A 26575-nucleotide genomic window follows, 5' to 3' on the forward strand; every position below is an offset into this window, starting at 1 on the left:
GCCAGGACCAGCGCGGGGACGGCGACCTGGATGTCTCCGAGGTCGGAGAGGAACCCCGAGAACCGGTCCGGATGGACGAGGGCCCGGCTGAGACGGGCGTCCAGGCGCAGCAGCGGGCCGTGAACGGCCACCTGCCAGGTGATGAGCGCGAAGAGGACGGCCGGGAGGCCGAGGAGCGGGGCGCGGCGGACTGCGGTCGACACGGCGCTCAGCTTGTCAGACGGGCTCGGAGAGAAGGAGGTCGGCCGCCCCGGAACAGGGGGGGTGGTTCCGGGGCGGCCGTCCGGATCGGAACGTCGCGCGCCCCGGGGGGTTTGGGGCGGCGACCGTCCGATCGGTGAGGAGATCCCGGAGCCTTCAGGCGCCGGTTGTGTGCGCGAGGGCACGACCAGGTCGAAGCTGGGGAGGCCCCGCCCTGAAATCGCCCACAGTCCCCTGTGGGCGGGGTGTATCTCTCATCTGGGTAGAACCTACGGCAGGCCGAGGCGCTTGGGCAGACGGAATCGCGTCCCGCCATCCACCTCGCACACCTTCTTCACACGGCCTGCCGCAGGGGCCCGCCGCAGGTGCGGGCCACTCGCTCAGATGCGCGAGAAGGCCTGCTCGATGATGTCGAGACCCTCGTTGAGGAGGTCCTCGCCGATCACCAGCGGGGGCAGGAAGCGCAGCACGTTGCCGTAGGTGCCACAGGTGAGGACCAGCACGCCCTCGGCGTGGCAGGCCTTGGCGAGCGCGGCGGTGGCCTCCGGGTTCGGCTCCTTGGTGGCGCGGTCCTTCACGAGCTCGATCGCGATCATCGCACCGCGGCCCCGCACGTCACCGATGATGTCGAACTTCTCGGCCATGGCGGTGAGGCGACCCTTCATGATCTCCTCGATGCGCCGGGCCTTGCCGTTGAGGTCGAGCTCCTTCATGGTCTCGATGGCACCGAGCGCACCCGCGCAGGCGACGGGGTTGCCGCCGTACGTACCACCGAGCCCGCCGGCGTGCGCGGCGTCCATGATCTCGGCGCGCCCGGTGACGGCGGCGAGCGGAAGCCCGCCGGCGATGCCCTTGGCGGTGGTGATGAGGTCCGGGACGATCCCCTCGTCCTCACAGGCGAACCACTGGCCGGTCCGGCAGAACCCGGACTGGATCTCGTCGGCGACGAACACGATGCCGTTGTCGTTGGCGAACTTCACGATCTCCGGCAGGAAGCCCTTGGCCGGCTCGATGAAGCCGCCCTCACCGAGCACCGGCTCGATGATGATCGCGGCCACGTTGTCCGGGCCGACCTGCTTGGTGATCTGGTCGATGGCCTGCTTGGCGGCCTCCGGGCCGGCGTTCTCCGGGCCGGTCGGCCAGCGGTAGCCGTACGCCACCGGCACCCGGTACACCTCGGGCGCGAAGGGCCCGAACCCGTGCTTGTACGGCATGTTCTTCGCCGTCAGCGCCATGGTCAGGTTGGTCCGCCCGTGGTACCCGTGGTCGAAGACCACCACGGCCTGCCGCTTGGTGTACGCGCGAGCGATCTTGACGGCGTTCTCGACGGCCTCGGCGCCGGAGTTGAACAGCGCGGACTTCTTGGCGTGGTCACCCGGGGTCAGCTCGGCGAGGGCCTCCGCGACCTCCACGTACGCCTCGTAGGGGGTGACCATGAAACAGGTGTGGGTGAAGTCCGCGAGCTGGGCGCTCGCGCGCCGGACGACGGCCTCGGCCGACGCGCCGACGGAGGTCACGGCGATACCGGAGCCGAAGTCGATCAGGCGGTTGCCGTCGACGTCCTCGATGATGCCGCCGCCCGCGCGCGTGGTGAAGACGGGCAGCACGGAGCCCACGCCCTGCGCGACCGCGGCGGTACGGCGGGCCTGCAGCTCCTGCGACTTCGGGCCGGGGATGACGGTGACGACGCGGCGCTCCTGCGGAAGTGCGGTCATTGGGGGCTCCCTGATGATCTTGCGTGGATCTGCGTACCGGGCGGTCCGGACGATTCCGGGCGGTGCGTTTTTCGGCCGCTTACCTATCTTTCTTCGCAGGCTAGGGCCGGGGGTGGGGGGTGGGCATGCTCCATGTGGGCGTTGTCGGCGAGAACGGTTGTCCGGAGTGGATATAGAGGAACTGGGAGGGCGACACGATGGCGTGCACACATCTCCCCGCGTGCCCTGCCGTGCAATCGCTGAACTCCCTTGGCGAGGGCATTAGATTGACTCGCTGACGGTGGACGGAGCGGCTGGTCAGGGGGCAAGGGCGATGGACAGCGACGGAACCCAGGACGCGCAGGGCACACATGCTCACCATGTACCGCGCCCAGCGGAGCCGACGGATGTGCCCGCGGCGCCCCGGAGTGTGCCCGCGACGCCGTACAACGGTGCGGCGTACGACGCCCCCGCCGTGCCACCCCGGCCGGCACGGGCGCCGCACGTGGAGCCGTCGGCCGGGCCGCCGGGATACGCCCCCGGCCCACCGCATCCCCGCTCGCCCGTCGCGGACTGGCTCGACACGCCGCGCCCGGCCGTCGAGCCCGGTATCTGGCGCTACGGCTACCACCTGCCCAAGGCTGCACGCCAGACACAGCGACTGGCCCCCGTCACCGTTGTCGGTTTCGTCGTCCCTCTGGCGGCGGGACTGCTTCTGTGGTCATTGTGGCGGCACGGCAGCCTCCCGTACCAGTGGACCGTTCTCAGGCTGCTCACCCCCGACGACTGGTGGTGGAGCGGCACCACATCACCGAAGAGCTACCAGGGTGCCGAGGCCAAGACGGTTGCCGACGGTGTGTTCTTCGCGATCCTCGTCTACGCCATGGCGCGCCTGGGCAGCTGGCCCGACATCATCAGGCACGTCGTCGCCCAGCGCGAGCAACCCGTTCGTGCCCTCATCGCCGCCCTCGGTGCGCTGATCGCGCTGGCCTTCGTCTTCCCGAACGCCTTCGGCCTCGGCTGGGACGCCCTGCCCGTTCAGGATCCGTTGTTCTCCCTGATCGTTCTGATCACCGGCGATTACGGGGTGTTCGCCTCGGAGTGGGTCACCGACGGCTTGTATGCGCTCATCACGCTGCTGGTGCTGGGGCCGTTCGCCCGGATCGGCGGCTGGTGGCCCCTGACAAAAGAGGCGCTTGCTGCGCGGGCGCAGGCCAGGACGGCCGACACCGCGTCGCCGGCCGTTGACCGGCGGCCGTCGGAGTGGCCCGAACTGCGTGAGGCCGGTCAGTATCAGGCCGCGGACGTGCTCGTCGCTGAAGTGAACGCCGGCCGGATGAACGACGTGGATTGCGCCAGGATCGGCCATATGTGGACCGTGGCACGTGCCCGGGCCCGCGTCTCCTCCTTCGCCGACACGGTTCTGCGCGAGGGCGGCGCCGCCTGGACCCACCCATCCGGCGACCGTGACCTGCCCGGCCGGGCCGGGCGGCATGATCTGCTCGTGGGGCAGGTGCACATCGGGCAGTGGGTGGCAGGGGACCGCACCCCACCCGCCTATGGCGGTGCCGGAACCGCTCTCGCGCCGGACACCCTGGGCACCTCTCTGCTGGCCGTCGGACCTTCGGGCTCAGGCAAGACCCGCCACCTGATCCGGCCCGTCGTCGAGTCGCTCGGCCTTCAGGCGCTCGCCGGGCAGTGCGCCGTGGTCGCCGTGTGTGCGGCCGGCACCCCGCTCGGACCCGACTCGGCCTACGACGTGGTGGTACGCCTCGGCGACCCGGCGTCCGTGCATGACCTCGACCCGTACGCGGACGCCGACGACCCCGACGTGGCGGCGGCCGTTCTGGCGGAAGGGCTGGCCGGCGACCTGGACTCGGTGAGCGGTCAGCGCGCGGTCACCGCGCTCGCCCAGCTCCTCGGCCCCTACCGGGCGGCCTACGGTCGCTTCCCGACTCTGCCCGTGCTGCGGGAGCTACTCGAAGGCGAGCCCTCGGCCCTTGCCGCACTGCACGGTGCGCTTGCCGGGGACGAGTACATGGTGATGCGCCGCGAACTCGATGCGCGGGCCCGGCAGTCGGGCACTGCAGGCGATCCCGGGCCGGTACTTGCCGACCGGCTCGCCGTGCTGGACCGGCCGGCGTTCGCCGGGTTCTTCGGCGGGGACGGGGGGAGCACTCGGCCGTTCTCCCTGCGCGCCGTCGCCCATCACCCGCTGCGGGTTCGTATCGACCTGCCCCACCGCGGACACGAAGAGGCGTCCCGGATCGTGACCCGGCTGCTGCTGGCCCAGTTCGGCGCTGTGGCGTCGGCAGGCGAACGGACCCACTTCGCCTGCCTCGTGCTGGACGATGCCGCCGGTGCGGTGACAACCGAGTCCGTTCGCCGCATCCAGCGCTTGCGTTCCTGCAACGCGGGCGTGGTGCTCGCCCTGCGTACGGTCGGCGACGTCCCCGAGGTGTTGCACGGGCCGTTGTACGCGGCCGTAGGCTGCCGTATGGCGTTCTCCGGGGTGACGACTTGGGACGGCGGCAGGTTCGCGGACGCCTGGGGCACACAGTGGGTGGAGACCCGGGACGTGGCCCGGCACACCGTGTTCGCGGACCAGCCGATGACACGCGCCATTCATGCCCTCCGCAAACTGGTGACCGGCAAGGCGGTGACAACAGAGGCCGTCACCGTGCGGCAGGTCGAGCGGGAGCGTTGGTCGGCTTCTGAGTTGGCTCATGGGGTGCCGGCGGGGCATGCCGTGTTGTCGTTGACGAGTGTGCGCGGGGAGCACGCGCCGCCGTTGTTGGTGGACCTGCGGGGGTGAGGGGGCGGCACGGGACCGTACGGTGAGGCAGAATCGGCACAGGCCGTTCATACGTCGCGGCCAAAAGATCACCGGATCTCCCTCACCGTGAAGGCCCCATGCCCCCGACCCTCGCCTCGCTCGTCCACCACTCCGCGCTCAAGCTGACCGTGCGCGCGGGCGAGGACCGCCTCGACGTGCCCGTCCGCTGGGCCCACGTCAGCGAGCTGGCCGACCCCGTGCCGTACATGGAGGGCGGCGAGCTGCTGCTGATCACCGCCCTCAAGCTGGACGCGGAGGACCGGGAGGCCATGCGGCGGTATGTGAAGCGGCTGGTCGGGGCCGGTGTCGTCGGGCTCGGGTTCGCCGTCGGGGTGAACTACGAGGAGATCCCCGAGGCGCTGGTCGAGGCCGCCCGGGAGGAAGGGCTGCCGCTGCTGGAGGTCCCCCGCCGCACCCCCTTCCTCGCCATCAGCAAGGCCGTGTCCGCCGCCATCGCCGCCGATCAGTACCGCGCCGTCACGGCAGGGTTCGCCGCGCAGCGGGAGCTGACCAAGCAGGCCCTCAACGCCGGACCCGAGGGGCTGCTCGGCGCGCTCGCCGCCCAGGTCGACGGGTGGGCGGCCCTGTACGACGCCTCTGGTGCCGTCGTCGCCGCCGCGCCCGAGTGGGCCGGGCGGCGTGCGGCGCGGCTGACCGCCGAGGTCGAGCGGTTGCGGGAACGGCCCGCTCCGGCCTCCTCCGTGGTCGGCGGACCCGATCACGAGGACCGGGTCGAGTTGCACTCCCTGGGGACGGGACGGCGGCCGCGCGCCGCGCTCGCCGTGGGTACGGCCGCGGCCCTCGGCACCGCCGAACGGTACGCCGTCCACTCCGCCATCGCCCTGCTCACCCTCACCACCGAACGCTCCCGCTCCCTGTACGCGGCCGAGCAGCGCATCGGCACGGCGGTGCTGCGCATGCTGCTCGCCGGGCAGCCCGACCACGCCCGGTCCGTCGCCGGGGACCTGTACGGCGGGCTGCTCGACGCGCCGTTCCGGATGATCGTCGCCGAGTCGGTGTCCGGCTCGGCCGCGCGGGCGCACGCGGATGCCCATGCCCATGCCCACGCGCCCGCCCCGGCGCGGGCGCCCGGTGCTGCCCAGCAGGCGTCCGCCGCTGCCGCTCTGGCCGCCGCCGGCACCGGCGGGGATCCGCTGGGCGGGCTGACGGAGACCGTGGAGTCCGCCGCCGCCCGCTCCGGGGAGTCCGTCCTGGTCGTGCCCGAAGGGGACCGGCTGGTGGTGCTCGCCGCCGACGGGGGCGCGGCGGTGGCCGCCTGTACGCGGTACGCGGCGGCACTGGAGGCGGCGCGAGCGGTGCCCGAGCAGAACGGGTCCGACGAGGACGAGCTGGTCGTCGGCCTGTCCGCGCCGGCCGGTCCGATCGCCGCCGCGGCGGCCTACAAGCAGGCCGAGCAGGCGCTGTCCGTGGCGCGGCGGCGCGGGCGCGTGCTGGTGGAGCACGAGCAGCTGGCCGCGGGGTCCGTGCTGCCGCTGCTGGCCGACGACGCGGTGAAGGCGTTCGCCGACGGGCTGCTGCGGGCGCTGTACGAGCACGACGCGACGGGGCGGGGGGATCTGGTCGCCTCGCTGCGGGCCTGGCTGTCGCGGCACGGGCAGTGGGACGCGGCCGCGGCGGACCTGGGCGTGCACCGGCACACGCTGCGGTACCGGATGCGCCGGGTCGAGGAGATCCTGGGCCGGTCCCTGGACGACCCCGACGTCCGGATGGAGCTGTGGCTCGCCCTGAAGGCGACGTCGACGGAGTGACCGCCCCCGGGGCGCCCCGCGCGCTGCGCCCCGGACTCGCTCACCTCCCGGGCACCGGAGTCGACCCCGCCCCTTCCACCCCGCCTTCCACCCCGCCATTCCGGCGCACCCCCCGCCCCGAGTGCTACGACTCGGACAAGCGACCCCCGGCCGTCCCCGCCCTACCGTGGACAGCGAACCGAAAGAACACCTCCAACGCGGAAGGGCCGGGACTCACGACATGACTTCCACCCACGCCTTCTGGCTCGCCGGCCGCCAGGTCACCGGCGAGGACACCTTCGACGTCACCTCCCCGTGGGACGGCCGGCTCGTCGGCAAGGTCAGTGTGCCGACCGACGCCCAGGTCGAGGAGGCCGTGGCCGCCGCGTACGCCGTACGGGACGAGTTCGCCGCCACCCCGGCGCACGTGCGCGCCGCCGCCCTCGACCACGTCAGCAAGCGGCTGGCCGAGCGCACCGAGGAGATCGCCCAGCTGATCTCCGCCGAGAACGGCAAGCCCATCAAGTGGGCCCGCGGCGAGGTCGGCCGGGCCGTGTCCGTGTTCCGGTTCGCCGCGGAGGAGGCCCGGCGGTTCAACGGCGGCGAGGCCCAGCGGCTCGACACCGACGCCGGCGGCCAGGGCCGGCTGGCCATCACCCGCCGCTTCCCGAAGGGTGTCGTGCTCGGCATCGCGCCGTTCAACTTCCCGCTGAACCTGTGCGCCCACAAGGTCGCCCCCGCGATCGCCGCCGGTGCCCCGATCATCCTCAAGCCGGCCCCGGCCACCCCGCTGTCCGGCCTGGTCATCGGCGAGCTGCTCGCCGAGACCGAGCTGCCGGCCGGCTCCTGGTCGATCCTGCCGGTCGCCAACGACCGCATGCCCGCCCTCGTCCAGGACGAGCGCCTGCCGGTCATCTCCTTCACCGGTTCGGAGAAGGTCGGCTACGCGATCATGGACTCGGTGCCGCGCAAGCACTGCACGCTGGAGCTGGGCGGCAACGGAGCCGCGGTCGTCCTCGGCGACTACGCCTCCGACGCGGACCTGGACTGGGCCGCGACCCGCATCGCGACCTTCTCCAACTACCAGGGCGGCCAGTCCTGCATCTCGGTGCAGCGCGTGATCGCCGACGCGTCGGTGTACGACCGTCTGCTGCCGCGTATCGTCGCCGCCGTCGAGGCCCAGGTCACCGGTGACCCGAGCGACGCCAAGACCGACGTCGGCCCGCTGGTCAGCGAGGACGCCGCCCAGCGCGTCGAGTCGTGGGTCAAGGAGGCCGTCGAGGCCGGTGCCACGCTCCTCACCGGTGGCGACCGCGACGGCGCCTCCTACGCGCCGACCGTCCTCACCGACGTACCGGCGGACACGACGATCGCCTGCGAGGAGGTCTTCGGACCCGTCCTCACCGTGCAGAAGGTGGACGGCGAGGCCGAGGCGTTCGCCGCGGTCAACGACTCCAAGTACGGCCTCCAGGCGGGCGTGTTCACCCACGACGTGCAGGTCGCCTTCCGCGCCCACCGCGCCCTGGAGGTCGGCGGTGTGGTGGTCGGCGACGTCCCGTCCTACCGCGCCGACCAGATGCCGTACGGCGGTGCCAAGCAGTCCGGTGTGGGCCGCGAGGGCGTGCGGTTCGCGATGGAGGACTACACCTACGAGCGCGTGCTGGTTCTCACCGGTCTCGCGCTCTGACCTGCCACGGACAGGTCAGCCGGAACGGCCGGAGCCCACTGTGCGGGGGCTCCGGCCGTTCACGTGTGCGAGTGTCCGGGGTAGCCTGTTTTCTGCCTGCTGGTAAAGGATTTGATATCGGCGGTTCAAGAGTCTTGTTCTGTCCATGACTCTCCCGATGAGATGCGCCTGACCAGTTCGTCCAGCCGGTTCGTCCGGCTCGGGGCGTCTCAGGACACTCAGGGGACCACATGCACATAGCCCGTACCGGGCGCGGCGTCGCGGCGTCCGCCGCCACCGTCGCACTCGTCGCCGCCGCACTGGCGGCCACCTCCCAGGCCGGCGCCACCACCGCCGCGCCCGCCGGCGTACCGCACACCTTCGCGCAGCCGGCCGTTGCGGGGCACGCCCTCGTCCACGGCGTGGCCAGCCCGCTGCCCATCGCGCAGTGCCAGGCCAAGTGGCACATCAACTGCTACAACCCGCTGCAGTACCGCACCGCGTACAACCTGAACCCGCTGTACAAGAAGGGCATCACGGGCAAGGGCCGGACGATCGTCATCGTCGACTCGTTCGGGTCGCCGACCGTCCAGCACGACCTGGACGTCTACAGCAAGCAGTTCGGGCTGCCCAGCACCAAGGTCAAGGTCGTCAAGTGGGGCCACGTCCCCGCGTTCGACCCCAAGAACTCCGACATGACCGGCTGGGCCGGCGAGACCACGCTGGACGTGGAGATGGCCCACGCCGTCGCGCCCGGCGCCAAGATCGTCCTGGTGGAGACGGCGGTCTCGGAGACCGAGGGGACCACCGGTCTGCCGGAGATGATGTCCGCCGAGAAGTACCTGATCGACCACGGCGTCGGCGACGTCATCAGCCAGAGCTTCGGCGCCACCGAGAACACCTTCCCGGGCTTCGGCAGGGGCGACTTCTCCAGCATCAAGAAGCTGCGGTACGCCTTCGAGGACGCCCAGCGCAAGCACGTGACCGTCCTCGCCTCCTCCGGTGACGGCGGCGCCACCGACAACAAGCTGGACGGCAAGACGTACTACAACAAGCGGGTCAACTCCTGGCCTTCGGCGGACCCGTTGGTCACCTCCATCGGCGGCACCCAGCTCCACCTGAACGACAAGGGTGAGCGGGTCAAGCCGGACAGCGTCTACAACGACTACGGCGCGGGCGGCGGCGGCCAGTCCCACGTGTTCACGCGGCCGTCCTTCCAGAACGGCGTGAAGAACGTCGTCGGCACCCGCCGCGGCACCCCGGACATCTCGATGGCCGCCGCGGTCAACGGCGGTGCCTGGGTCTACTCCAGCTACGACCCGACCGCCACCGGCTGGGACGTCAGCGGCGGCACCAGCGAGGCCAGCCCGCTCTTCTCGGGCATCGTCGCCCTCGCCGACCAGGTGGCCGGACACCGTCTGGGCGACATCAACGGGGCCCTCTACACCCTTCTCCAGCAGAAGAACCCGGGCGTCGTCGACGTCAACGACGGCACCGACAACAGCTACGAAGGCGTCAAGGGCTACAAGGCCGTCAACGGCTACGACATGGCCACGGGCGTGGGCACCCTGAACGCCCTCCGCTTCGTGCCGGCCCTGGCGAAGGCGGCCCACCACAGCTGACGCCTCGGCACTCGACAGGGCTCGCGCCCTGGCGCCCCGCCCTCAGGACGGCCCGGGTCCCCGACCCGGGCCGTCGGCATGTCCGCGTCGCGGGCCGCGAAGGGCCGCCCGGGCGGTAGACCAGTTCCCCGGTCCCGCTCCTCGCCGGGGTCACCGCGTCGCCCGCCGTCCGGGTCCTCTCCACGCTCGCGACGCCGGACTGCTCGTCGAAGTCGGCGCACGCCAGGCCGCGCCGGGCCACCGGGCTCGGGGCGGGCGGCTCACCGTCGAGCAGGACGGTCGTCCGCGGCCGGACGTCCTCGCTGGACGCGCCGATCAGCGGGTCGTACAGGCCCTGTTCGAGAACCCGGCCGCCCCGGCCACGTCCCGCGAACTCCGGTGACGAGAGCGGTACGTCGAAGGAGACCTCCGCCCGCTCGCCGGGGGCGAGGGTGAGCCGCCGGTGCGCCGACAGGCCGGCGTAGGCGAAGGACGCGTAGGACAGGCCGTGCCCGCAGGGGAAGAGGGGGTGCCCTCGAAGTACAGGTACGTCTGGCGGCTGCCGATCACGTCGTAGTCGCGGACGTCGGGCAGATCGGCGTCCGAGGCGTACCAGGTCTGCGGGAGGCAGCCGGAAGTTCTCATGACAGGGGTCAGTCGGGCAGAAGATCGCGTGCCGGTTGTTTCAGTGCGGTTCGGACGAACTGGCCCGCGCGGTCGAGCGCCCACGCGCCCTCGTCCAGGACCGGCGCGAAGCCCTGGAAGACGTGTGGCACTTCCGCGGTGATGTCGAGGATGACCGAGACGTCGGCGGCTGCGAGGCGGGAGGCGAGCCGGATGGAGTCGTCGAGCAGTGTTTCGTGCGTTCCGACCTGCACGAGAGTGGGCGGCAACCCGTGCAGGCCGTCGAACAGCGGGCTGTGCTCCCGCGCCGCGGCAGCACCTTCGCCGGCGTAGTCGAGCACGCGCCGGGCGAGCGCTTCGCGATTCACCGCGACGTCCACCGACGCCCGCGTTGTCATCGAGTCGCCGGCCAATGTCAAGTCGATCCAGGGCGACAGCAACACCGCGCCCGCCGGTACGGGCCGGTTTCCCGCCACCAGTGACGTGAGCAGTCTCAGTGCCACCCCGCCTCCGGCGGACTCCCCGATCACGATCAGTTCGTCGGCGCGGATACCCGAGTCCAGCAGCGCTTCATAACACGTCGCGGCATCGGTCGCCGCGGCCGGTGCCGGGTGCTCCGGCGCAAGCCGGTAATCCACCGTGACGACCCGCAGTCCCGATCGCCGGGCGATCTGGGTCACCAAGCCCAAGGAACTGTTCGCCGAACCCAGTGCGAACGCGCCGCCGTGGAAGTAGAGCGCGGTGCCCACCGGTTGCGGCGCACCGCTGATCGTGACCGACAGCGCGGCGACACCCGCCAGGTCGAGCTTCTCGACGATGGCGTCGGTGGGCACCGGCCGCGAGCTGAGGATCTGTTCGAACAGCGGCCGTTGGACGTCGAGATCGCCACCCAGGTCGAGCGGCGAGTTCCGCCGGAGTTCGCGGACCTGCTCGCGTTGCTCACGGCTCATGCTGTCACCTGCCTGGTTCCGAGGCCGGTGCGGTGTGGACGTTCGACCGGGCCGAGGACGACGGTGCGCGTGTTCGTCATGATCGCGCCTCCGCCGACTTGACGTGCTGCGCTACCAGTGCCGAAAACTCTTCGGGCTCGTCGATCGGAACGATGTGGCCGGCGTTGGGCAGCAGGCTGGCCGTCAACTTCCTGCTGAACGAGGCGAGTTGACGCGCGGTGCCCTCGCCGACCGCGCCTCCGCCGATCGTGAGCACCGGAAGTGTGAACACGTTGTGCGTCACCCACGAGGAGATCCAGCCCGCGTTCGCGGGCATCGCGCGGTAATGCTCGAAAGCGGCCCGCAAGGACTCCCGCCCACGGTACGCCTCGACGATCCGGGCGGTCAGCGCCTCCGAGAGCCCGCGGCGGCTTCCGCCGTCGAGGAAGAACCGGATGTAGCGGTCTTCCCGTCCCTCCAGCAGGTCCTCGGCGAACCCGCCCGGAGCCGAGTGGAACCCGAACCACCAGGGGGCGCCGCTCGCCGTGAAGGATTCGGCTCCGGGCAGTGTGCCGATCAACGCCTCACTCAGCGTCAGGCTGGACACCCGGTGCGCGTGGGTCGCGGCCAGCGCGAACGCCGGTGCGGTGCCGAGGTCGATGCCGACGACGTGCGCCCGGTCGATGTCAAGCGCGTCGAGGAGCCCGACCAGATCCCCGGCGAGCTCGGTCGCCAGGTAACCGCCGGCCGCTCGGTCGCTGTCGCCCAGACCGCGTAGATCCGGCGCGACGACACGAAGCCCGGCCGCCGTCAGCAGCGGCGCGACTTCGGACCAGATCGCCCGCGTGTGCGGAAAGCCGTGCAGCAGCAGGACCGCGGGGCCCTCACCCGCCACCTCGACCGCGAGGCGGACGTCGTTCACCGAGATGTACCGCGCTCGGGCGTCCGCCAGGTAGGCAGTCAACATCGTTCATCTCATCCAGTCGGTTACCATCGGATACCAGGCGAACATAGGAGACCGACCGTGGACGTTCAAGGAGGCACTTCCCGGAACCCTGGTCACCTCGGGGTGACCCCTCACCGCGGCGACCTCTTCGACGCAGCCTGCCCCACCAGGCAGCTGCTCGACCGGGTCGGCACGAAATGGACGACCATGCTCGTCCTGACCCTCGACCAGGCCGATGGCGAACTTCGTTTCACCGAACTCAAGCGAGCCCTGACCGGGATCTCCCAGAAGATGCTGACGCAGACCCTGAGGTCGCTCGAACGGGACGGCCTCGTCACCCGCCGGGTCGAGCCTTCCGTTCCGCCACGGGTGTTCTACGGGCTCACCGTGCGTGGAAAGTCGTTGGCACAACCCCTGTCACAGTTGCGCGAGTGGGCGGAGATGCACATGCCGCAGATTCAGCTCGATCAGGACGCGTTCGACCGTTCACTCTGAGAGCAGGGCTGGTCCACGGCCGGCCAGGTCGGCGAACTCGATGACGGGCTTCGAAGAGTCGTCCCCCGGCTCACGCTCCTGGTTCACCACCACCCCCTCGGCGCGCAGCCCGTAGCGGCTCAGCCGCATCTGCAGCCGTGCCTCCCACCTTCGGCGGCGAGGGCATCGAGCTTGTCGCAGGCGCCTTGGGCATTGGGGTGGCTGCCTGATGGGGGGTGCAGTGCAGCGTGAACGTACCGTCGGCGCTTCCGGTGTCGGCGGTCGTGACCGGCAGTTGGGTCTCGGGCGCCGCGTGAGCTGCGGGCGCGCTGAGTGGCAGCCCATCTGATCTGTGGTGCCGGTGGTATGTCGGAGCACTGTCGGTCGGATGTCGGTGGCTCGTCGGCGGGGGCTGGCACCTTTCCAGGGACGGCCGGCCGGAGCTCACCGGGCGGCCCGATCCAGAAGGAGCCACCATGCACACCCCAGTCACGATCGTCGGCGCCGGACTCGGCGGACTCACGCTGGCCCGCGTCCTGCACGTTCACGGAATCCCGGTCACGGTCTACGAGGCGGAGTCCTCTCCCTCGGCGCGCGCGCAGGGCGGACTGCTCGACATCCACGACTACAACGGGCAACTCGCACTCAAGGCGGCCGGGCTGATGGACGAGTTCCACGCCATCGTTCTGGAGGGCCGCCAGGCGCTGCGGGTCCTCGATCCGGACGGGACTGTCCTGCTCGACCAAGCCGACGACGGCACGGGCGGACGCCCCGAGGTGCAGCGCGGTGACCTGCGACAGGTCCTGCTCGACTCACTCCCGGCAGGCACCGTGCGGTGGGGGTACAAGGTCAGCCGCACCCGTGCCCTCGGCGAGGGTCGCCACGAGGTGACGTTCGCCGACGGCACCACCGTCGTCACCAGCCTGCTGGTCGGCGCGGACGGCGCGTGGTCACGGGTCCGGCCGCTGCTGTCCACCGCCACACCCGAGTACACCGGCACTTCGGTCGTCGAGACCTACCTGTTCGACGCCGGCACACGGCACCCGGCCGCCGCGAAAGCGGTCGGCGGCGGGATGCTGATCGCTCCCTCGCCGGGCAGGGAGATCTTCGCTCACCGGGAAAAGGACGACACTCTGCACGCCTACGTGGGGCTGTCCGAGCCGCAGGACTGGTTCGCCGCCGTCGATTTCGCCGATGCCGCCACGGCCACCGCGCGGATCGCGCAGGAATTCGACGGCTGGGCACCGGAACTCACCGCACTGATCACCGACAGCGACACCGCACCGGTCTGGCGCCCCCTCTACGCTCTGCCGACCGGGCACCGGTGGGACCGGGTGCCCGGGGTGACCCTGCTCGGCGACGCCGCCCACCTCGCGGCTCCCAACGGCGAGGGCGCCAACCTGGCCATGCTCGACGGCGCCGAACTCGGTGAAGCCCTCGCCGCGCACCCCGACGACATCGAAACGGCGCTCAGCGAGTACGAGCAGGCCATGTTCCGCCGCAGCGCCGAGACCGTCACCGACGAGATGCCCGGGATCGACTCCGCGGACAACACAGCCCACGGCCTGATCAACATGTTCACCGAGAAGGGCCAATGACCCACCCAAGCCCAGACTGATGCCCTCCTCACCGACATCAGCCACGGCCCAGGGCGAGGATGAAGAGCAGGTCGGGGCAGCGGTGCTGACAGAGGGTGGGGAAATTCAGGAATCCTCGTCAGGGCGGGGCTGGGGGCAGGCCGGACCGGCAGCCGGCTATGGCTGCCGAAGACAGGTGCGGCGTTCCTCGGCCAGGGCGCGCCAGCGGTCCCGGATGGTGTGGGCGTTGTCGAGCCACCGGATGGCGGGCCCGTGGGGCTGCGGCATGTTGCCCATGGCGGAGAGCGGGTCGGTCTCGATCTCACGGACGGTCCAGCCGCGTTCGGTGAGGCCTGCCCGGACGGTGCGGATGATCTGGTCCATCGGGGCGGGGTTCTCGGTGGCGACGTCCAGGTCCTGGGAAAGCCGGTCGAGCAGACCGTTGGCCTGCACGGCGTACCCACCGGTGATGACCAGCGGGTACGGGACAGGTTCACGGGGCCTTCGCACGGGCCAGCTCGGGGAAGGCATCCTCCCACGCGTCGCGGATGAAGCCGCTGATCAGGGTGCGCAGGATGGGCCACTGGCTGATGAGGAGGTCCCGGTTGAGCAAGGCCTGCAGGTCCTGGCGCACCTTGGCGGCGTCGGGGACGGCCGAGCGGGGAGACATGACGGCCATGGGGCCAGTATCGCCTGCCGTGTCACAGCCACGCGTAGCGAAAGCACTGGTGCCGGCGCACCGGTTTCGACAAGCTGCGACACATGGACTGGACGCCCCTGCTCTCCACACTGACCGGTGCCGTCATCGGCATCGCAGCCACTCTGATCGCCGACCGCAACCGGTGGCGGCGGGAGGAAGCCAGGCACGCTCTGGAAGTACGGCGCGAGGTCTACACGGAGTACGTTTCCGCCCTCAAAGCCGCGGGGGAGGAGATACGGGCCGTCGCCCTCGGCGACCACATGTCCGAGTCGGCACGCGACGCGGCGGTGCGGGAAGCCCTGCGCGGCACCGGCATCTACACGGCGAGCGAACGCCTCTGGCTCGTGGGCCCCCCGCAGGTCGTGGAGGCGGGGAACGAGGCGTTCCACCGCCTGCGCGCGATCCGCGACGCCTATGCCCGTGGAGTGGCTGTCGGTTCCGCCGACGACGCGCCCCTGATAGAGCGGCGACGCAAGGCTATGGCGCAGATGCGTCGCCTCATGCGTGAGGACCTGGGCGTCGGACCCCTCGGCATCGAGTGATGCGCCACCAGCCCTGAGCTCGTCCCAGCCTCCCGAGGACCCGTTGATCGGGCGGAACCCCCCACGCCAGCTGATCCTTCTACGGCTGATCCTTCTACGGCTGTGTGCAGGTCAAGCGAGGGTGTGCCATCGGGTGCGGGTGGCCTGTTCGCTGTCCAGCCACTGCGGCGTCGCGTGGTCGGCGGGGAGAGGGTAGTAGGCGTAGTGCCCGTTCTGGGTCTGCTCGCGCAGCCGGGCAAGGGTGGCGGCGAGTGCGTCGTGGTCTTCGAGGACGGCCTGGCGGAACGGTGCGTCCGGCGTCCGATGTCGCCTGCGGGAAGCCGGGTGACGTCCACCGCGGGGATGACAACCTCTGGGGTCAGGACAAGAGCACCGGCAGCCAGTGCGCCTGGGGCGACTCCCGCTCCGGCTCGACGATCTCCTGGGGGACGTCGTACTCCTGGCCGAACGACAGCAAGGGAAAGGACTCGGACGTCAAGTCCTACGCCGGCGCGGCGCTCGGCCGGCACTGGGGCTGGAAGACCGACAAGGCGGCCACCGGGCCGCCCCTCCGGGCCGGTGACCGCAACAAGGTGTACTCCTTCGTACGTCGTACCAACACCACCGGCGCGACCCTGAACCTGGACGACTTCACCCAGGCACTCGTCCGGCGCAAGCTGCTCGGCAACGAGAAGTACGTCTCCGGCACCGAGGTCTTCAAGGGCTCGGAGCGCCTCGACACCACGTCCTGCTCGGTCGACATCGGCCGACCGCCCGGCCGGATATCCGCTGAACGGACGCGCGAGGGGTGGTGGGGTCGGCCCGTTTCGGGTACCAACGATCCAGTAGCACTGGTCGGTAACGAACGGTCCGCAATCATCCCTCTTCGCGGCGAGGTGAGCCTCATGTCCGCCCCCACCACTTCACGAACCACCGTCACCGAGCGCGAGGCACGCCAGGTGGCGGAGGCCGCCCGGCAACAGGACTGGCACAAGCCCAGCTTCGCCAAGGAACTGTTCCTCGGGCGCTTCCGGCTCGACCTCATCCACCCCCATCCGCTCCCCGACGACGAGTCCGTCCGGCGCGGCGAGGAGTTCCTCGCCAAGCTGCGCGCGTTCTGCGAGAGCACCGTCGACGGAGCCCGCATCGAGCGCGAGGCCCGCATCCCCGACGAGGTCGTGGCGGGCCTGAAGGAGCTCGGCGCCCTCGGCATGAAGATCGACCCCAAGTACGGCGGTCTCGGTCTCACCCAGCTGTACTACAACAAGGCCCTCGCCCTGGTCGGCTCCGCGAGCGCCGCCGTCGGCGCGCTGCTCTCCGCCCACCAGTCGATCGGCGTCCCCCAGCCGCTGAAGATGTTCGGCACCCAGGAGCAGAAGGACGCCTTCCTGCCCCGCTGCGCCCGCACCGACATCTCCGCCTTCCTGCTCACCGAGCCGGACGTCGGCTCCGACCCGGCGCGGCTCGCCACCACCGCCGTACCCGACGGCGAGGACTACGTCCTCGACGGGGTGAAGCTGTGGACCACCAACGGCGTGGTCGCCGACCTGCTCGTCGTCATGGCGCGCGTGCCGAAGTCCGAGGAGCACAAGGGCGGCATCACCGCGTTCGTCGTGGAGGCGGCCGCGGAGGGCATCACGGTCGAGAACCGCAACGCCTTCATGGGCCTGCGCGGCATCGAGAACGGCGTCACCCGCTTCCACCGGGTGCGGGTGCCGGCCGCGAACCGCATCGGCCCCGAGGGAGCGGGCCTGAAGATCGCGCTGACCACCCTCAACACCGGCCGGCTCTCGCTGCCGGCGATGTGCGCGGGCGCCGGCAAGTGGTGCCTGAAGATCGCCCGCGAATGGTCGGCGGAGCGCGAGCAGTGGGGCAAGCCGGTGGCGCTGCACGAGGCCGTCGGCTCCAAGATCAGCTTCATCGCGGCCACCACCTTCGCCCTGGAGGCCGTCCTCGACCTGTCCTCGCAGATGGCCGACGAGGACCGCAACGACATCCGCATCGAGGCCGCGCTCGCCAAGCTCTACGGCTCCGAGATGGCCTGGAAGATGGCCGACGAACTGATCCAGATCCGCGGCGGACGCGGCTACGAGACCGCCGAGTCCCTCAGGGCGCGCGGCGAACGGGCGGTCCCGGCCGAGCAGATGCTGCGCGACCTGCGCATCAACCGCATCTTCGAGGGCTCGACGGAGATCATGCACCTGCTGATCGCCCGGGAGGCCGTCGACGCCCACCTCTCGGTCGCCGGTGACCTCATCGACCCCGACAAGTCCCTGTCCGACAAGGCGAAGGCGGGCGCCAGCGCGGGTGTCTTCTACGCCAAGTGGCTGCCGAAACTGGTCGCCGGACCGGGTCAACTACCCACTTCTTACGGCGAGTTCAAACACGACGTCGATCTGTCCGGGCATCTGCGCTACGTCGAGCGCACCGCCCGCAAGCTGGCCCGCTCCACCTTCTACGCCATGTCCCGCTGGCAGGGCCGGATGGAGACCAAGCAGGGCTTCCTCGGGCGGATCGTGGACATCGGCGCCGAACTGTTCGCGATGAGCGCGGCCTGCGTCCGGGCCGAACTGCTGCGCAGCCGGGACGAACACGGCCGCGAGGCCTACCAGCTGGCCGACGCCTTCTGCCGGCAGGCCCGCATCCGGGTCGAGGAACTCTTCGACCGGCTGTGGACCAACACCGACGCCCTCGACCGGAGTGTGGTCAAGGGCGTTCTCGGCGGTGCCTACACCTGGCTGGAGGAAGGGGTCATCGATCCGTCCGGAGACGGTCCGTGGATCGCCGATGCGACCCCCGGAGCGTCCACACGGCAGAACGAGCGCCGCCCCTTCGGCGGCTGAGCCCCTCCTGGTCCGACAGGCCGGGCGCCTGGGGTCAGTTGCCCCAGGTGCCCTGGTTCACGGCGCAGGTCCAGCCCGAGCCGCGCAGGGTGAACTTCACCTTGTAGGAGTGGGTGTTGAGCAGGTGCGTCTGCACCTTGACGCCGAGGCTCGCCTTCTTGTTCAGCGTCCCGGTGTACACGGTCACCGTCTTCGAGGTCTTGTGGGTGACCCGGCCGCCCGTGGCCTTGGCCGAGCCGAAGCGGATGTTGGCGACGTCCGTGACGGTGAAGCTGACCTTCTTGAAGCTCTTGGTCGTGCTCTTGTTCTTGATGCCGAAGTACAGACCGCCGTTGGTCACCCAGTGGTTCGAGTTGATGTAGAAACGCGTCGGGTAGCTCAGGCTGAGCGGGCAGCCGGAGCCGCTGCTCGGCGTCTTGGCGGCGGCGAACGCGCCCCCGGCCAGGCCGAGCTGAGCGGCGGTCAGCAGACCGGTCGTCGCCAGGACGGCCGTCGTCGTACGCATGCGGTTCATGGTGGTGACTCCTCCCCGTTTGGCCCCTCTTCGCGGGCCCCGACGCAGAAGGATGCCATCACCGAAGCCCCGACGCGCGCGATTTCGGCAGTACTCGTCGTCCGGAACACCGTCCCCCCGACCCGGGCGCGACGGTCCCGGTCCTTGTCCGGCACGGTGTCCGGGCCGCGATCGGGGTGGATCCCCTGCACTCCCCGGCGCCGATCTTGAGACCGAACTGTTATCACACGATCTTCACGGATGCCTCACAACGGGAAAACCGCTCCACCCCGCGGCGCCCCCTCCGCGCACCCCCGCCCGGGGGACGCCCTGTCCTGGCACTCACCGCATGCGGCCACAATGGAGGGATGACCGACAGCCCCGCCCATCCGGCGCCCCTCGCCGACCCGCACCTCGTCTACGACCCCCGCGCGGGCGACGGCCCCAAGGACGTGGTGATCCTCGGCTCCACCGGATCCATCGGCACCCAGGCCATCGACCTCGTGCTGCGCCACCCCGACCGCTTCCGGGTCACCGCCCTGTCCGCGAACGGCGGCCGGGTCGCCCTCCTCGCCGAGCAGGCCCGCCGGCTGCGGGTGCGGACCGTCGCGGTCGCCCGCGAGGACGTCGTACCCGCCCTGCGCGAGGCGCTCGCCGCCGAGTACGGCCCCGGCGAGCCGCTCCCCGAGATCCTCGCCGGAGCGGACGCCGCCACCCAGGTCGCCGCCTCCGACTGCCACACGGTGCTGAACGGCATCACCGGCTCCATCGGGCTGGCCCCCACCCTCGCCGCCCTGGAGGCGGGCCGCACCCTCGCGCTCGCCAACAAGGAGTCCCTGATCGTCGGCGGGCCGCTGGTCAAGGCGCTCGCCAAGCCCGGCCAGATCATCCCGGTCGACTCCGAGCACGCCGCCCTCTTCCAGGCCCTCGCCTGCGGCACCCGCGCCGACGTCCGCAAGCTGGTCGTCACCGCCTCCGGCGGCCCCTTCCGCGGCCGCACCAAGGCCGAGCTGGCGCACGTCACCGTCGAGGACGCCCTCGCCCACCCCACCTGGGCCATGGGCCCGGTGATCACGATCAACTCCGCGACCCTCGTCAACAAGGGCCTGGAGGTCATCGAGGCACACCTTCTCTACGACATTCCCTTCGACCGCATTGAGGTGGTCGTGCATCCCCAGTCGTATGTCCACTCGATGGTCGAGTTCACCGACGGATCCACGATCGCCCAGGCGACGCCCCCCGACATGCGCGGGCCCATCGCCATCGGTCTGGGCTGGCCCGAACGCGTCCCCGACGCCGCGCCCGCCTTCGCCTGGAACCAGGCCTCCACCTGGGAGTTCTTCCCGCTGGACAACGAGGCCTTCCCGTCGGTGAACCTCGCCCGGCACGTGGGGCGGCTCGCGGGGACCGCCCCGGCGGTGTTCAATGCGGCCAACGAGGAGTGCGTCGAGGCCTTCCGCAGCGGCGCGCTGCCCTTCAACGGGATCATGGAGACCGTCACCCGGGTCGTCGAGGAGCACGGCACCCCGGCCACGGGAACTTCTCTCACGGTGTCGGACGTCCTCGAAGCGGAGACCTGGGCCCGCGCCCGGGCCCGCGAACTGACAGCCACGACGGCAACCGCGGAGGCGCGTGCATGACGACGTTGATGTTCATCCTGGGCATAGGGGTCTTCTTCGTCGGCCTGCTCGTCTCGATCGCGTGGCACGAACTGGGGCACCTGTCCACGGCCAAGCTCTTCGGCATTCGCGTCCCGCAGTACATGGTCGGCTTCGGGCCCACCATCTGGTCGCGGAAGAAGGGCGAGACCGAGTACGGCTTCAAGGCGATCCCGCTCGGCGGCTACATCCGCATGATCGGCATGTTCCCGCCCGACGAGGAGGGCCGGGTGTCCGCCCGCTCGACCTCGCCGTGGCGCGGCATGATCGAGGACGCCCGCTCCGCGGCGTTCGAGGAACTGCAGCCCGGTGACGAGACCCGCATGTTCTACACGCGCAAGCCGTGGAAGCGCGTCATCGTCATGTTCGCCGGCCCCTTCATGAACCTGATCCTCGCGATCGCCCTGTTCTTCACCGTGCTCATGGGCTTCGGCATCCAGCAGCAGACCACCACCGTCGCCTCCGTCTCGCCCTGCGCCATCGCCCAGAGCGAGCACCGCGACACCTGCAAGAAGTCGGACCCGGTCTCCCCGGCGCAGAAGGCCGGCCTGAAGGCGGGCGACAAGATCGTCTCCTTCGACGGCGTGCGGACCACCGACTGGAACACCCTCTCGGACCTCATCCGCGACAGCGCCGGAAAGAACGTCGCGATCGTCGTCGACCGCAAGGGACAGCAGCAGACCCTGCACGCGACGATCACCAAGAACAAGGTCGCCAAGAAGGACGCCGGCGGACAGTACGTCAACGGCTACGTCGAGGCCGGTTTCCTCGGCTTCAGCTCCGCCACCGGCGTCGTCCACCAGGACTTCGGCCAGTCCGTGACCTGGATGACCGACCGGGTCGGCGACGCCGTCGACTCCCTCGCCGCCCTGCCCGGCAAGATCCCGGCCCTGTGGAACGCGGCCTTCGGCAACGGCCCGCGCGAGCCGGACTCCCCGATGGGCATCGTCGGCGCGGCCCGCATCACCGGCGAGATCGCCACCCTCGACATCCCCGCCTCCCAGCAGGTGGCAGGGTTCGTGATGCTCCTGGCCGGCTTCAACCTCTCCCTGTTCCTCTTCAACATGCTCCCGCTGCTCCCGCTCGACGGCGGGCACATCGCCGGCGCCCTGTGGGAGGCGCTGCGGCGGAACGTGGCCAGGGTGCTCCGCCGCCCGGACCCGGGACCGTTCGACGTGGCGAAGCTGATGCCGGTGGCGTACGTGGTGGCCGGGATCTTCGTCTGCTTCACCGTCCTGGTGCTGATCGCGGACGTCGTCAACCCGGTGAAAATCTCCTAGCCGCCCGATGTTCGACGCGGCCCGGGACCCTGTGCTCCGGGCCGCCTTCCATCGAGTGGGTTTGCCGGGTGGGATGTGCTCGGGCCAAGGCCCGTGCCGTAATCTCGAAGCCTGGAGCCCGCCCGCCCGCGGGGCCGGACCTTGATCCACGACTTGGGGTTGCACAGCAGATGACTGCGATTTCTCTCGGCATGCCGTCCGTTCCGACCAAGCTCGCCGAGCGCCGGAAGAGCCGGCAGATCCAGGTCGGAAGCGTGGCGGTCGGCGGAGACGCGCCCGTCTCGGTCCAGTCGATGACCACGACCCGGACGTCCGACATCGGCGCCACGCTGCAGCAGATCGCCGAGCTGACCGCGTCCGGCTGCCAGATCGTCCGCGTCGCCTGCCCCACCCAGGACGACGCCGACGCCCTCGCCACCATCGCGAAGAAGTCCCAGATCCCGGTCATCGCCGACATCCACTTCCAGCCCAAGTACGTCTTCGCCGCCATCGAGGCCGGCTGCGCCGCGGTCCGCGTCAACCCCGGCAACATCAAGCAGTTCGACGACAAGGTCGCGGAGATCGCCAGGGCCGCCAAGGACCACGGCACCCCCATCCGCATCGGCGTCAACGCCGGCTCCCTCGACCGGCGCCTGCTGCAGAAGTACGGCAAGGCCACCCCCGAGGCCCTGGCCGAGTCGGCCCTGTGGGAGGCGTCCCTCTTCGAGGAGCACGACTTCCGGGACATCAAGATCTCCGTCAAGCACAACGACCCGGTCATCATGATCGAGGCCTACCGCCAGCTCGCCGAGCAGTGCGACTACCCCCTCCACCTCGGGGTCACCGAGGCCGGCCCGGCGTTCCAGGGCACGATCAAGTCGGCGGTCGCCTTCGGCGCCCTGCTCTCCCAGGGCATCGGCGACACCATCCGCGTCTCCCTGTCGGCCCCGCCCGTCGAGGAGGTCAAGGTCGGCCTCCAGATCCTCCAGTCCCTCGGCCTGCGCCAGCGCGGCCTGGAGATCGTCTCCTGCCCGTCCTGCGGCCGCGCCCAGGTCGACGTCTACAAGCTCGCCGAAGAGGTCACCGCCGGCCTGACCGGCATGGAGGTCCCGCTGCGCGTCGCCGTCATGGGCTGCGTCGTCAACGGCCCCGGCGAGGCCCGCGAGGCCGACCTCGGCGTCGCCTCCGGCAACGGCAAGGGCCAGATCTTCGTCAAGGGCGAGGTCATCAAGACCGTCCCCGAGTCCAAGATCGTGGAAACCCTCATCGAGGAGGCCATGAAGCTGGCCGAGCAGATGGAGGCCGAGGGCGTGCAGTCGGGCGAACCGTCGGTGTCCGTGGCGGGCTGAGCCTCTCGGCCCCGGCGGGTGCAGCGCCCCGGAAGGGGCGCGGGGAACCGCGCGACCAGCCGCACCCGGCCCTCAGCCGCCGGTGAACCGGGGCCGCCCGAGCGGGAAGGCGCACCGCCAGACAGGCGCAGCTATAGTGCGGGGATCAGCAGAACCCCAGGGTGAGGCCCCGTACGTGTTGACCCAGACCACCTCTCGGGTGCTCGAACCGAGTGACCTCGACGCCGCGCTCGCCGTCCTCGACCGCGAGCCGGTGGCGAACGCCTTCGTGACCGCCCGGGTCCGGGTCGCCGGACTCGACCCGTGGCGCCTGGGCGGCGAGATGTGGGGCTGGTACGAGGACGGCATGCTCACGTCCCTGTGTTACGCGGGCGCCAACCTGGTCCCGGTCTGCGCCACCCCGCGCGCCGTCCGGGCCTTCGCCGACCGCGCCCGCCGGGCCGGCCGCCGCTGCTCCTCCATCGTCGGCCCCGTCGAACCCACCGCCGCGCTGTGGCGCCTGCTGGAGCCCAACTGGGGTCCCGCCCGCGAGGTCCGCGCCCAGCAGCCCCTGATGGTCACCGACCGCATGCCCGCCGGCATCGCCCCGGACCCCTACGTCCGCCGCGTCCGCAAGGACGAGATGGAAACGATCATGCCGGCGTGCGTGGCGATGTTCACCGAGGAGGTGGGCGTATCGCCCATGGCCGGCGACGGCGGCCTGCTCTACCAGGCCCGCGTCGCCGAACTCGTCGGCGCGGGCCGCTCCTTCGCCCGCCTGGACCAGCACGGCAAGGTCGTCTTCAAGGCGGAGATCGGCGCGGCGACCCCGCACGCCTGCCAGATCCAGGGCGTATGGGTGGCCCCGGAGTACCGGGGCAGGGGCCTGGCGGCGCCGGGCATGGCCGCCGTCCTGCGCTACGCCCTCGCCGACGTGGCTCCGGTGGTCAGCCTGTACGTGAACGACTTCAACACGGCGGCGCGGCGGGCGTACCGCAGAGTGGGCTTCCAAGAGGTGGGCGCCTTCATGAGTGTGCTGTTCTGAAGGCCCTGTACGCTCCCCGCATGGACCTCGTGATCGGCCCCCTGGACCTCGCAGCCCACGTCGACGAGGCCCTCGCCGTCCAGGCCGTCGCCTTCGGCCTCGGCCCCGAAGAGGTCGCCGTACGACGGCAGATCGTCCAGCGCCACATGCAGTACCAGGGCGCGCGGGCCCTCGGCGCGAGCGTCGGCGGACACCTCGTCGGGTTCGTGTACGGCATGCCCAACAGCCGTACCCACTGGTGGTCCACCGTCGTGGAGCCCTACCTGCGCGCGGGCGGCAACGACTTCTGGCTGGACGACTCCTTCGTGATCACCGAACTGCACGTCCACCCCGGCCATCAGAACCGCGGCATCGGGCGCCGTCTGATCACCACGATCACCGACACCGCCACCGAACCCCGCTCGATCCTCTCCGCGATCGACACCGACAGCCCGGCCCGCGGCCTGTACCACTCCCTCGGCTATGTGGACCTCGCCCGCCGGGTCCACTTCCCGAGCGCGCCACGGCCGTACGCGGTGATGGGCGCCCCGCTGCCGCTGCGCCGCGCATAGCGCCCGTGTCCTAATGGATTTCCACCGGCACAGCCAGCCCGGCTAACCTCCTTGCCATCACCCTTACCCGGCAGGAGTACGAGAACCATGGCCAACGCACCGGTCCAGCGCATGTCCCAGTTGATGGCGAAGACGCTGCGCGACGACCCGGCGGACGCCGAGGTCCTCAGCCACAAGCTCCTCGTCCGCGCCGGCTACGTCCGCCGCACGGCCGCCGGCATCTGGAGCTGGCTGCCCCTCGGCAAGAAGGTCCTCTCCAACGTGGAGCGGATCGTCCGCGAGGAGATGGACGCCATCGGCGCCCAGGAGGTCACGCTGCCCGCCCTGCTGCCCCGCGAGCCCTACGAGGCGACCGGCCGCTGGGACGAGTACGGCCAGGAGCTGTTCCGGCTCCAGGACCGCAAGGGCGGCGACTACCTCCTCGGCCCCACCCACGAGGAGATCTTCACCCTCCTGGTCAAGGACCAGTGCACGTCCTACAAGGACCTGCCGGTGATCCTGTACCAGATCCAGACCAAGTTCCGGGACGAGGCCCGCCCTCGCGCCGGCATCCTGCGCGGCCGCGAGTTCCTGATGAAGGACTCGTACTCGTTCGACCTGGAGGACGAGGGGCTGGCTCGGTCCTACGCCCTGCACCGTGCGGCCTACCAGCGGATCTTCGAGCGCCTCGGCCTCGACTACCGCATCTGCGCGGCCACCGCCGGCGCCATGGGCGGCTCGAAGTCGGAGGAGTTCCTGGCCCCCGCCGAGGCCGGCGAGGACACCTTCGCGGACTGCCCGAACTGCGACTTCGCCGCCAACACCGAGGCGATCACCTACGCGCTGCGGCCCGTCGACGGCTCGGACGTCCCCGCGCTGGAGGAGATCCCGACCCCCGACACCCCCACCATCGAGACCCTGGCCGCCTCCCTCGGCGTCCCCGCCTCCGCCACGCTGAAGAACCTGCTGGTGAAGGTGGACGGCGAGATCGTCGCCGTCGGCGTGCCCGGCGACCGCGAGGTGGACCTCGGCAAGGTCGAGGCGCACTTCGCCCCGGCCGCCGTCGAGATGGTCACGGAGGCGGACTTCGCCGGCCGTCCCGACCTGGTCCGCGGCTACGTCGGCCCGCAGGGCCTGGGCGAGAAGGTGAAGTACATCGCCGACCCGCGCGTGGCCCCCGGCACCGCCTGGATCACCGGCGCCAACAAGGAGCACACCCACGCGAAGAACGTCGTCGCCGGCCGTGACTTCGAGGTCGACGACTACGTGGACGTCGTGGTCGTGCAGGAGGGCGACCCCTGCCCCCAGTGCGGCACCGGCCTGAAGCTGGACCGCGCCATCGAGATCGGCCACATCTTCCAGCTGGGCCGCAAGTACACCGACGCCCTCAAGCTCGACGTCCTCGGCCAGCACGGCAAGCCGGTCCGCGTCACCATGGGCTCCTACGGCATCGGCGTCTCCCGCGCCGTCGCCGCGCTCGCCGAGCAGACCGCCGACGACAAGGGCCTGGTGTGGCCCAAGGAGGTCGCCCCGGCCGACGTGCACGTGGTCGCCGCCGGCAAGGCCCTGCAGACCGAGCTGGCCCTCGACGTCGCCGAGAAGCTGGCCGCCGCGGGCGTCCGCGTGCTGGTCGACGACCGCGCCGGCGTCTCCCCGGGCGTGAAGTTCACCGACGCCGAGCTGATCGGCGTCCCGCAGATCCTGGTCGCGGGCCGCCGCTCCGCCGAGGGCGTCCTGGAGCTGAAGGACCGCAGGACCGGTGAGCGCGAGGAGCTGTCGGTCGAGGACGCGATCGCCCGTCTGACGGCGTAGTCAGGGGGTGGTTCCCCGCGCCTGGAGGGGCGCGGGGAACACCGCGGGCGGCCGAAGCGCGACCCGCGGTGTCACGACGGTTCGGATGAC

At 70.8% G+C, this 26575-nt stretch carries 20 protein-coding genes and 2 pseudogenes; 14 read left to right on the forward strand and 8 right to left on the reverse strand.

The features are described 5' to 3' along the window. Nucleotides 1–581 precede the first annotated feature (581 nt). Nucleotides 582–1916 (reverse strand): 4-aminobutyrate--2-oxoglutarate transaminase, encoded by a 1335-nt coding sequence (gene gabT / locus IO33_RS0121595; protein ID WP_031167455.1) that lies wholly within the window; start codon nucleotides 1914–1916, stop codon nucleotides 582–584. Nucleotides 1917–2229: 313 nt separating this feature from the next. Here gabT and IO33_RS0121600 point away from each other — a divergent pair, with 313 nt between their 5' ends. The 4 genes from IO33_RS0121600 to IO33_RS0121615 all read left to right on the forward strand — a co-directional run bounded on the left by IO33_RS0121600 (nucleotide 2230) and on the right by IO33_RS0121615 (nucleotide 9767). After that, the gene (locus IO33_RS0121600; protein WP_031167457.1) at nucleotides 2230–4710 is read left to right on the forward strand and encodes a hypothetical protein; all 2481 of its coding nucleotides are present in this window, start codon (nucleotides 2230–2232) and stop codon (nucleotides 4708–4710) included. Between the two features lie 98 nt (nucleotides 4711–4808). Next, nucleotides 4809–6500: a PucR family transcriptional regulator gene (locus IO33_RS0121605; RefSeq protein ID WP_031167459.1), complete on the forward strand. Its 1692-nt coding sequence runs from the start codon at nucleotides 4809–4811 to the stop codon at nucleotides 6498–6500. A 220-nt stretch (nucleotides 6501–6720) separates the two neighbouring features. Continuing rightward, nucleotides 6721–8166 (forward strand): aldehyde dehydrogenase family protein, encoded by a 1446-nt coding sequence (locus IO33_RS0121610; protein ID WP_031167461.1) that lies wholly within the window; start codon nucleotides 6721–6723, stop codon nucleotides 8164–8166. 230 nt (nucleotides 8167–8396) lie between these two features. Continuing rightward, nucleotides 8397–9767, forward strand: coding sequence for a S53 family peptidase (locus IO33_RS0121615; protein ID WP_031167463.1), 1371 nt, complete (start codon nucleotides 8397–8399; stop codon nucleotides 9765–9767). Here the strand turns inward: IO33_RS0121615 and IO33_RS52570 are convergent. The 3 genes and pseudogenes from IO33_RS52570 to IO33_RS0121625 all read right to left on the reverse strand — a co-directional run. Beyond that, a pseudogene (locus IO33_RS52570) lies at nucleotides 9679–10433 on the reverse strand (fibronectin type III-like domain-contianing protein); the annotation flags it as partial. The gene IO33_RS0121615 and the pseudogene IO33_RS52570 sit on opposite strands and share 89 nt — an antisense overlap. Beyond that, nucleotides 10400–11320: an alpha/beta hydrolase gene (locus IO33_RS0121620; RefSeq protein ID WP_037685762.1), complete on the reverse strand. Its 921-nt coding sequence runs from the start codon at nucleotides 11318–11320 to the stop codon at nucleotides 10400–10402. The pseudogene IO33_RS52570 and the gene IO33_RS0121620, both read right to left, overlap by 34 nt. Before the next feature lie 76 nt (nucleotides 11321–11396). Beyond that, nucleotides 11397–12266 (reverse strand): alpha/beta fold hydrolase, encoded by an 870-nt coding sequence (locus IO33_RS0121625; protein ID WP_031167467.1) that lies wholly within the window; start codon nucleotides 12264–12266, stop codon nucleotides 11397–11399. A gap of 102 nt (nucleotides 12267–12368) precedes the next feature. On the opposite strand from IO33_RS0121625, the gene IO33_RS0121630 reads away from it, so the two are divergent. Next, nucleotides 12369–12740 (forward strand): winged helix-turn-helix transcriptional regulator, encoded by a 372-nt coding sequence (locus IO33_RS0121630; protein ID WP_037685763.1) that lies wholly within the window; start codon nucleotides 12369–12371, stop codon nucleotides 12738–12740. Here IO33_RS0121630 and IO33_RS50475 read toward each other — a convergent pair. Further along, nucleotides 12732–12869, reverse strand: coding sequence for a hypothetical protein (locus tag IO33_RS50475; RefSeq protein ID WP_157857882.1), 138 nt, complete (start codon nucleotides 12867–12869; stop codon nucleotides 12732–12734). The two genes, IO33_RS0121630 and IO33_RS50475, sit on opposite strands and share 9 nt — an antisense overlap. A 326-nt stretch (nucleotides 12870–13195) precedes the next feature. Between IO33_RS50475 and IO33_RS0121640 the strand changes: the two genes are divergently transcribed. Continuing rightward, entirely contained in the window at nucleotides 13196–14317 is a 1122-nt protein-coding gene (locus tag IO33_RS0121640) for an FAD-dependent oxidoreductase (RefSeq protein ID WP_031167472.1), read from the forward strand. A 276-nt stretch (nucleotides 14318–14593) separates the two neighbouring features. Here IO33_RS0121640 and IO33_RS47570 read toward each other — a convergent pair. Both IO33_RS47570 and IO33_RS44365 read right to left on the reverse strand, forming a co-directional pair. After that, nucleotides 14594–14827: pseudogene (locus IO33_RS47570) on the reverse strand (hypothetical protein); the annotation flags it as partial. After that, a complete protein-coding gene (locus IO33_RS44365) occupies nucleotides 14790–14975 on the reverse strand; it encodes a hypothetical protein (protein ID WP_037685766.1) in 186 nt (61 codons plus the stop codon). The gene IO33_RS44365 and the pseudogene IO33_RS47570, both read right to left, overlap by 38 nt. An 83-nt stretch (nucleotides 14976–15058) precedes the next feature. Between IO33_RS44365 and IO33_RS0121655 the strand changes: the two genes are divergently transcribed. Together IO33_RS0121655 and IO33_RS0121660 are read left to right on the forward strand one after the other, a co-directional pair. Then, on the forward strand, nucleotides 15059–15538 hold the full coding sequence (locus tag IO33_RS0121655; protein ID WP_031167476.1) for a hypothetical protein: 480 nt from the start codon (nucleotides 15059–15061) through the stop codon (nucleotides 15536–15538). A gap of 884 nt (nucleotides 15539–16422) precedes the next feature. Then, nucleotides 16423–18360: an acyl-CoA dehydrogenase family protein gene (locus tag IO33_RS0121660; RefSeq protein WP_031167478.1), complete on the forward strand. Its 1938-nt coding sequence runs from the start codon at nucleotides 16423–16425 to the stop codon at nucleotides 18358–18360. A gap of 34 nt (nucleotides 18361–18394) precedes the next feature. Here IO33_RS0121660 and IO33_RS0121665 read toward each other — a convergent pair whose 3' ends face one another. Next, complete coding sequence (locus IO33_RS0121665) at nucleotides 18395–18874, reverse strand: hypothetical protein (RefSeq protein WP_031167481.1); 480 nt, start codon at nucleotides 18872–18874, stop codon at nucleotides 18395–18397. Between the two features lie 347 nt (nucleotides 18875–19221). Here IO33_RS0121665 and dxr point away from each other — a divergent pair, with 347 nt between their 5' ends. The 6 genes from dxr to IO33_RS0121695 all read left to right on the forward strand — a co-directional run bounded on the left by dxr (nucleotide 19222) and on the right by IO33_RS0121695 (nucleotide 26485). Further along, complete coding sequence (gene dxr, locus IO33_RS0121670) at nucleotides 19222–20493, forward strand: 1-deoxy-D-xylulose-5-phosphate reductoisomerase (protein ID WP_031167483.1); 1272 nt, start codon at nucleotides 19222–19224, stop codon at nucleotides 20491–20493. 8 nt (nucleotides 20494–20501) lie between these two features. Then, entirely contained in the window at nucleotides 20502–21791 is a 1290-nt protein-coding gene (locus IO33_RS0121675) for a M50 family metallopeptidase (RefSeq protein WP_209438894.1), read from the forward strand. A gap of 170 nt (nucleotides 21792–21961) precedes the next feature. Beyond that, on the forward strand, nucleotides 21962–23119 hold the full coding sequence (ispG, locus tag IO33_RS0121680; RefSeq protein WP_031167487.1) for a flavodoxin-dependent (E)-4-hydroxy-3-methylbut-2-enyl-diphosphate synthase: 1158 nt from the start codon (nucleotides 21962–21964) through the stop codon (nucleotides 23117–23119). A gap of 175 nt (nucleotides 23120–23294) precedes the next feature. After that, nucleotides 23295–24143: a GNAT family N-acetyltransferase gene (locus IO33_RS0121685; protein ID WP_031167489.1), complete on the forward strand. Its 849-nt coding sequence runs from the start codon at nucleotides 23295–23297 to the stop codon at nucleotides 24141–24143. Between the two features lie 20 nt (nucleotides 24144–24163). Next, entirely contained in the window at nucleotides 24164–24694 is a 531-nt protein-coding gene (locus IO33_RS0121690) for a GNAT family N-acetyltransferase (protein ID WP_031167491.1), read from the forward strand. Between the two features lie 87 nt (nucleotides 24695–24781). Continuing rightward, the gene (locus tag IO33_RS0121695; protein ID WP_031167493.1) at nucleotides 24782–26485 is read left to right on the forward strand and encodes a proline--tRNA ligase; all 1704 of its coding nucleotides are present in this window, start codon (nucleotides 24782–24784) and stop codon (nucleotides 26483–26485) included. Nucleotides 26486–26575 lie beyond the last annotated feature (90 nt).

It is taken from the genome of Streptomyces durhamensis, assembly GCF_000725475.1.
Classification (GTDB): domain Bacteria; phylum Actinomycetota; class Actinomycetes; order Streptomycetales; family Streptomycetaceae; genus Streptomyces; species Streptomyces filipinensis.

Bases quoted from the DNA above. Each gene is read 5' to 3' on its own strand.
- gabT (WP_031167455.1), bottom strand. From the start codon at position 1,916: ATGACCGCACTTCCGCAGGAGCGCCGCGTCGTCACCGTCATCCCCGGC.
- IO33_RS0121600 (WP_031167457.1), top strand. From the start codon at position 2,230: ATGGACAGCGACGGAACCCAGGACGCGCAGGGCACACATGCTCACCAT.
- IO33_RS0121605 (WP_031167459.1), top strand. From the start codon at position 4,809: ATGCCCCCGACCCTCGCCTCGCTCGTCCACCACTCCGCGCTCAAGCTG.
- IO33_RS0121610 (WP_031167461.1), top strand. From the start codon at position 6,721: ATGACTTCCACCCACGCCTTCTGGCTCGCCGGCCGCCAGGTCACCGGC.
- IO33_RS0121615 (WP_031167463.1), top strand. From the start codon at position 8,397: ATGCACATAGCCCGTACCGGGCGCGGCGTCGCGGCGTCCGCCGCCACC.
- IO33_RS0121620 (WP_037685762.1), bottom strand. From the start codon at position 11,320: ATGAGCCGTGAGCAACGCGAGCAGGTCCGCGAACTCCGGCGGAACTCG.
- IO33_RS0121625 (WP_031167467.1), bottom strand. From the start codon at position 12,266: ATGTTGACTGCCTACCTGGCGGACGCCCGAGCGCGGTACATCTCGGTG.
- IO33_RS50475 (WP_157857882.1), bottom strand. From the start codon at position 12,869: ATGCGGCTGAGCCGCTACGGGCTGCGCGCCGAGGGGGTGGTGGTGAAC.
- IO33_RS0121640 (WP_031167472.1), top strand. From the start codon at position 13,196: ATGCACACCCCAGTCACGATCGTCGGCGCCGGACTCGGCGGACTCACG.
- IO33_RS44365 (WP_037685766.1), bottom strand. From the start codon at position 14,975: ATGGCCGTCATGTCTCCCCGCTCGGCCGTCCCCGACGCCGCCAAGGTG.
- IO33_RS0121655 (WP_031167476.1), top strand. From the start codon at position 15,059: ATGGACTGGACGCCCCTGCTCTCCACACTGACCGGTGCCGTCATCGGC.
- IO33_RS0121660 (WP_031167478.1), top strand. From the start codon at position 16,423: ATGTCCGCCCCCACCACTTCACGAACCACCGTCACCGAGCGCGAGGCA.
- IO33_RS0121665 (WP_031167481.1), bottom strand. From the start codon at position 18,874: ATGAACCGCATGCGTACGACGACGGCCGTCCTGGCGACGACCGGTCTG.
- dxr (WP_031167483.1), top strand. From the start codon at position 19,222: ATGACCGACAGCCCCGCCCATCCGGCGCCCCTCGCCGACCCGCACCTC.
- IO33_RS0121675 (WP_209438894.1), top strand. From the start codon at position 20,502: ATGTTCATCCTGGGCATAGGGGTCTTCTTCGTCGGCCTGCTCGTCTCG.
- ispG (WP_031167487.1), top strand. From the start codon at position 21,962: ATGACTGCGATTTCTCTCGGCATGCCGTCCGTTCCGACCAAGCTCGCC.
- IO33_RS0121690 (WP_031167491.1), top strand. From the start codon at position 24,164: ATGGACCTCGTGATCGGCCCCCTGGACCTCGCAGCCCACGTCGACGAG.
- IO33_RS0121695 (WP_031167493.1), top strand. From the start codon at position 24,782: ATGGCCAACGCACCGGTCCAGCGCATGTCCCAGTTGATGGCGAAGACG.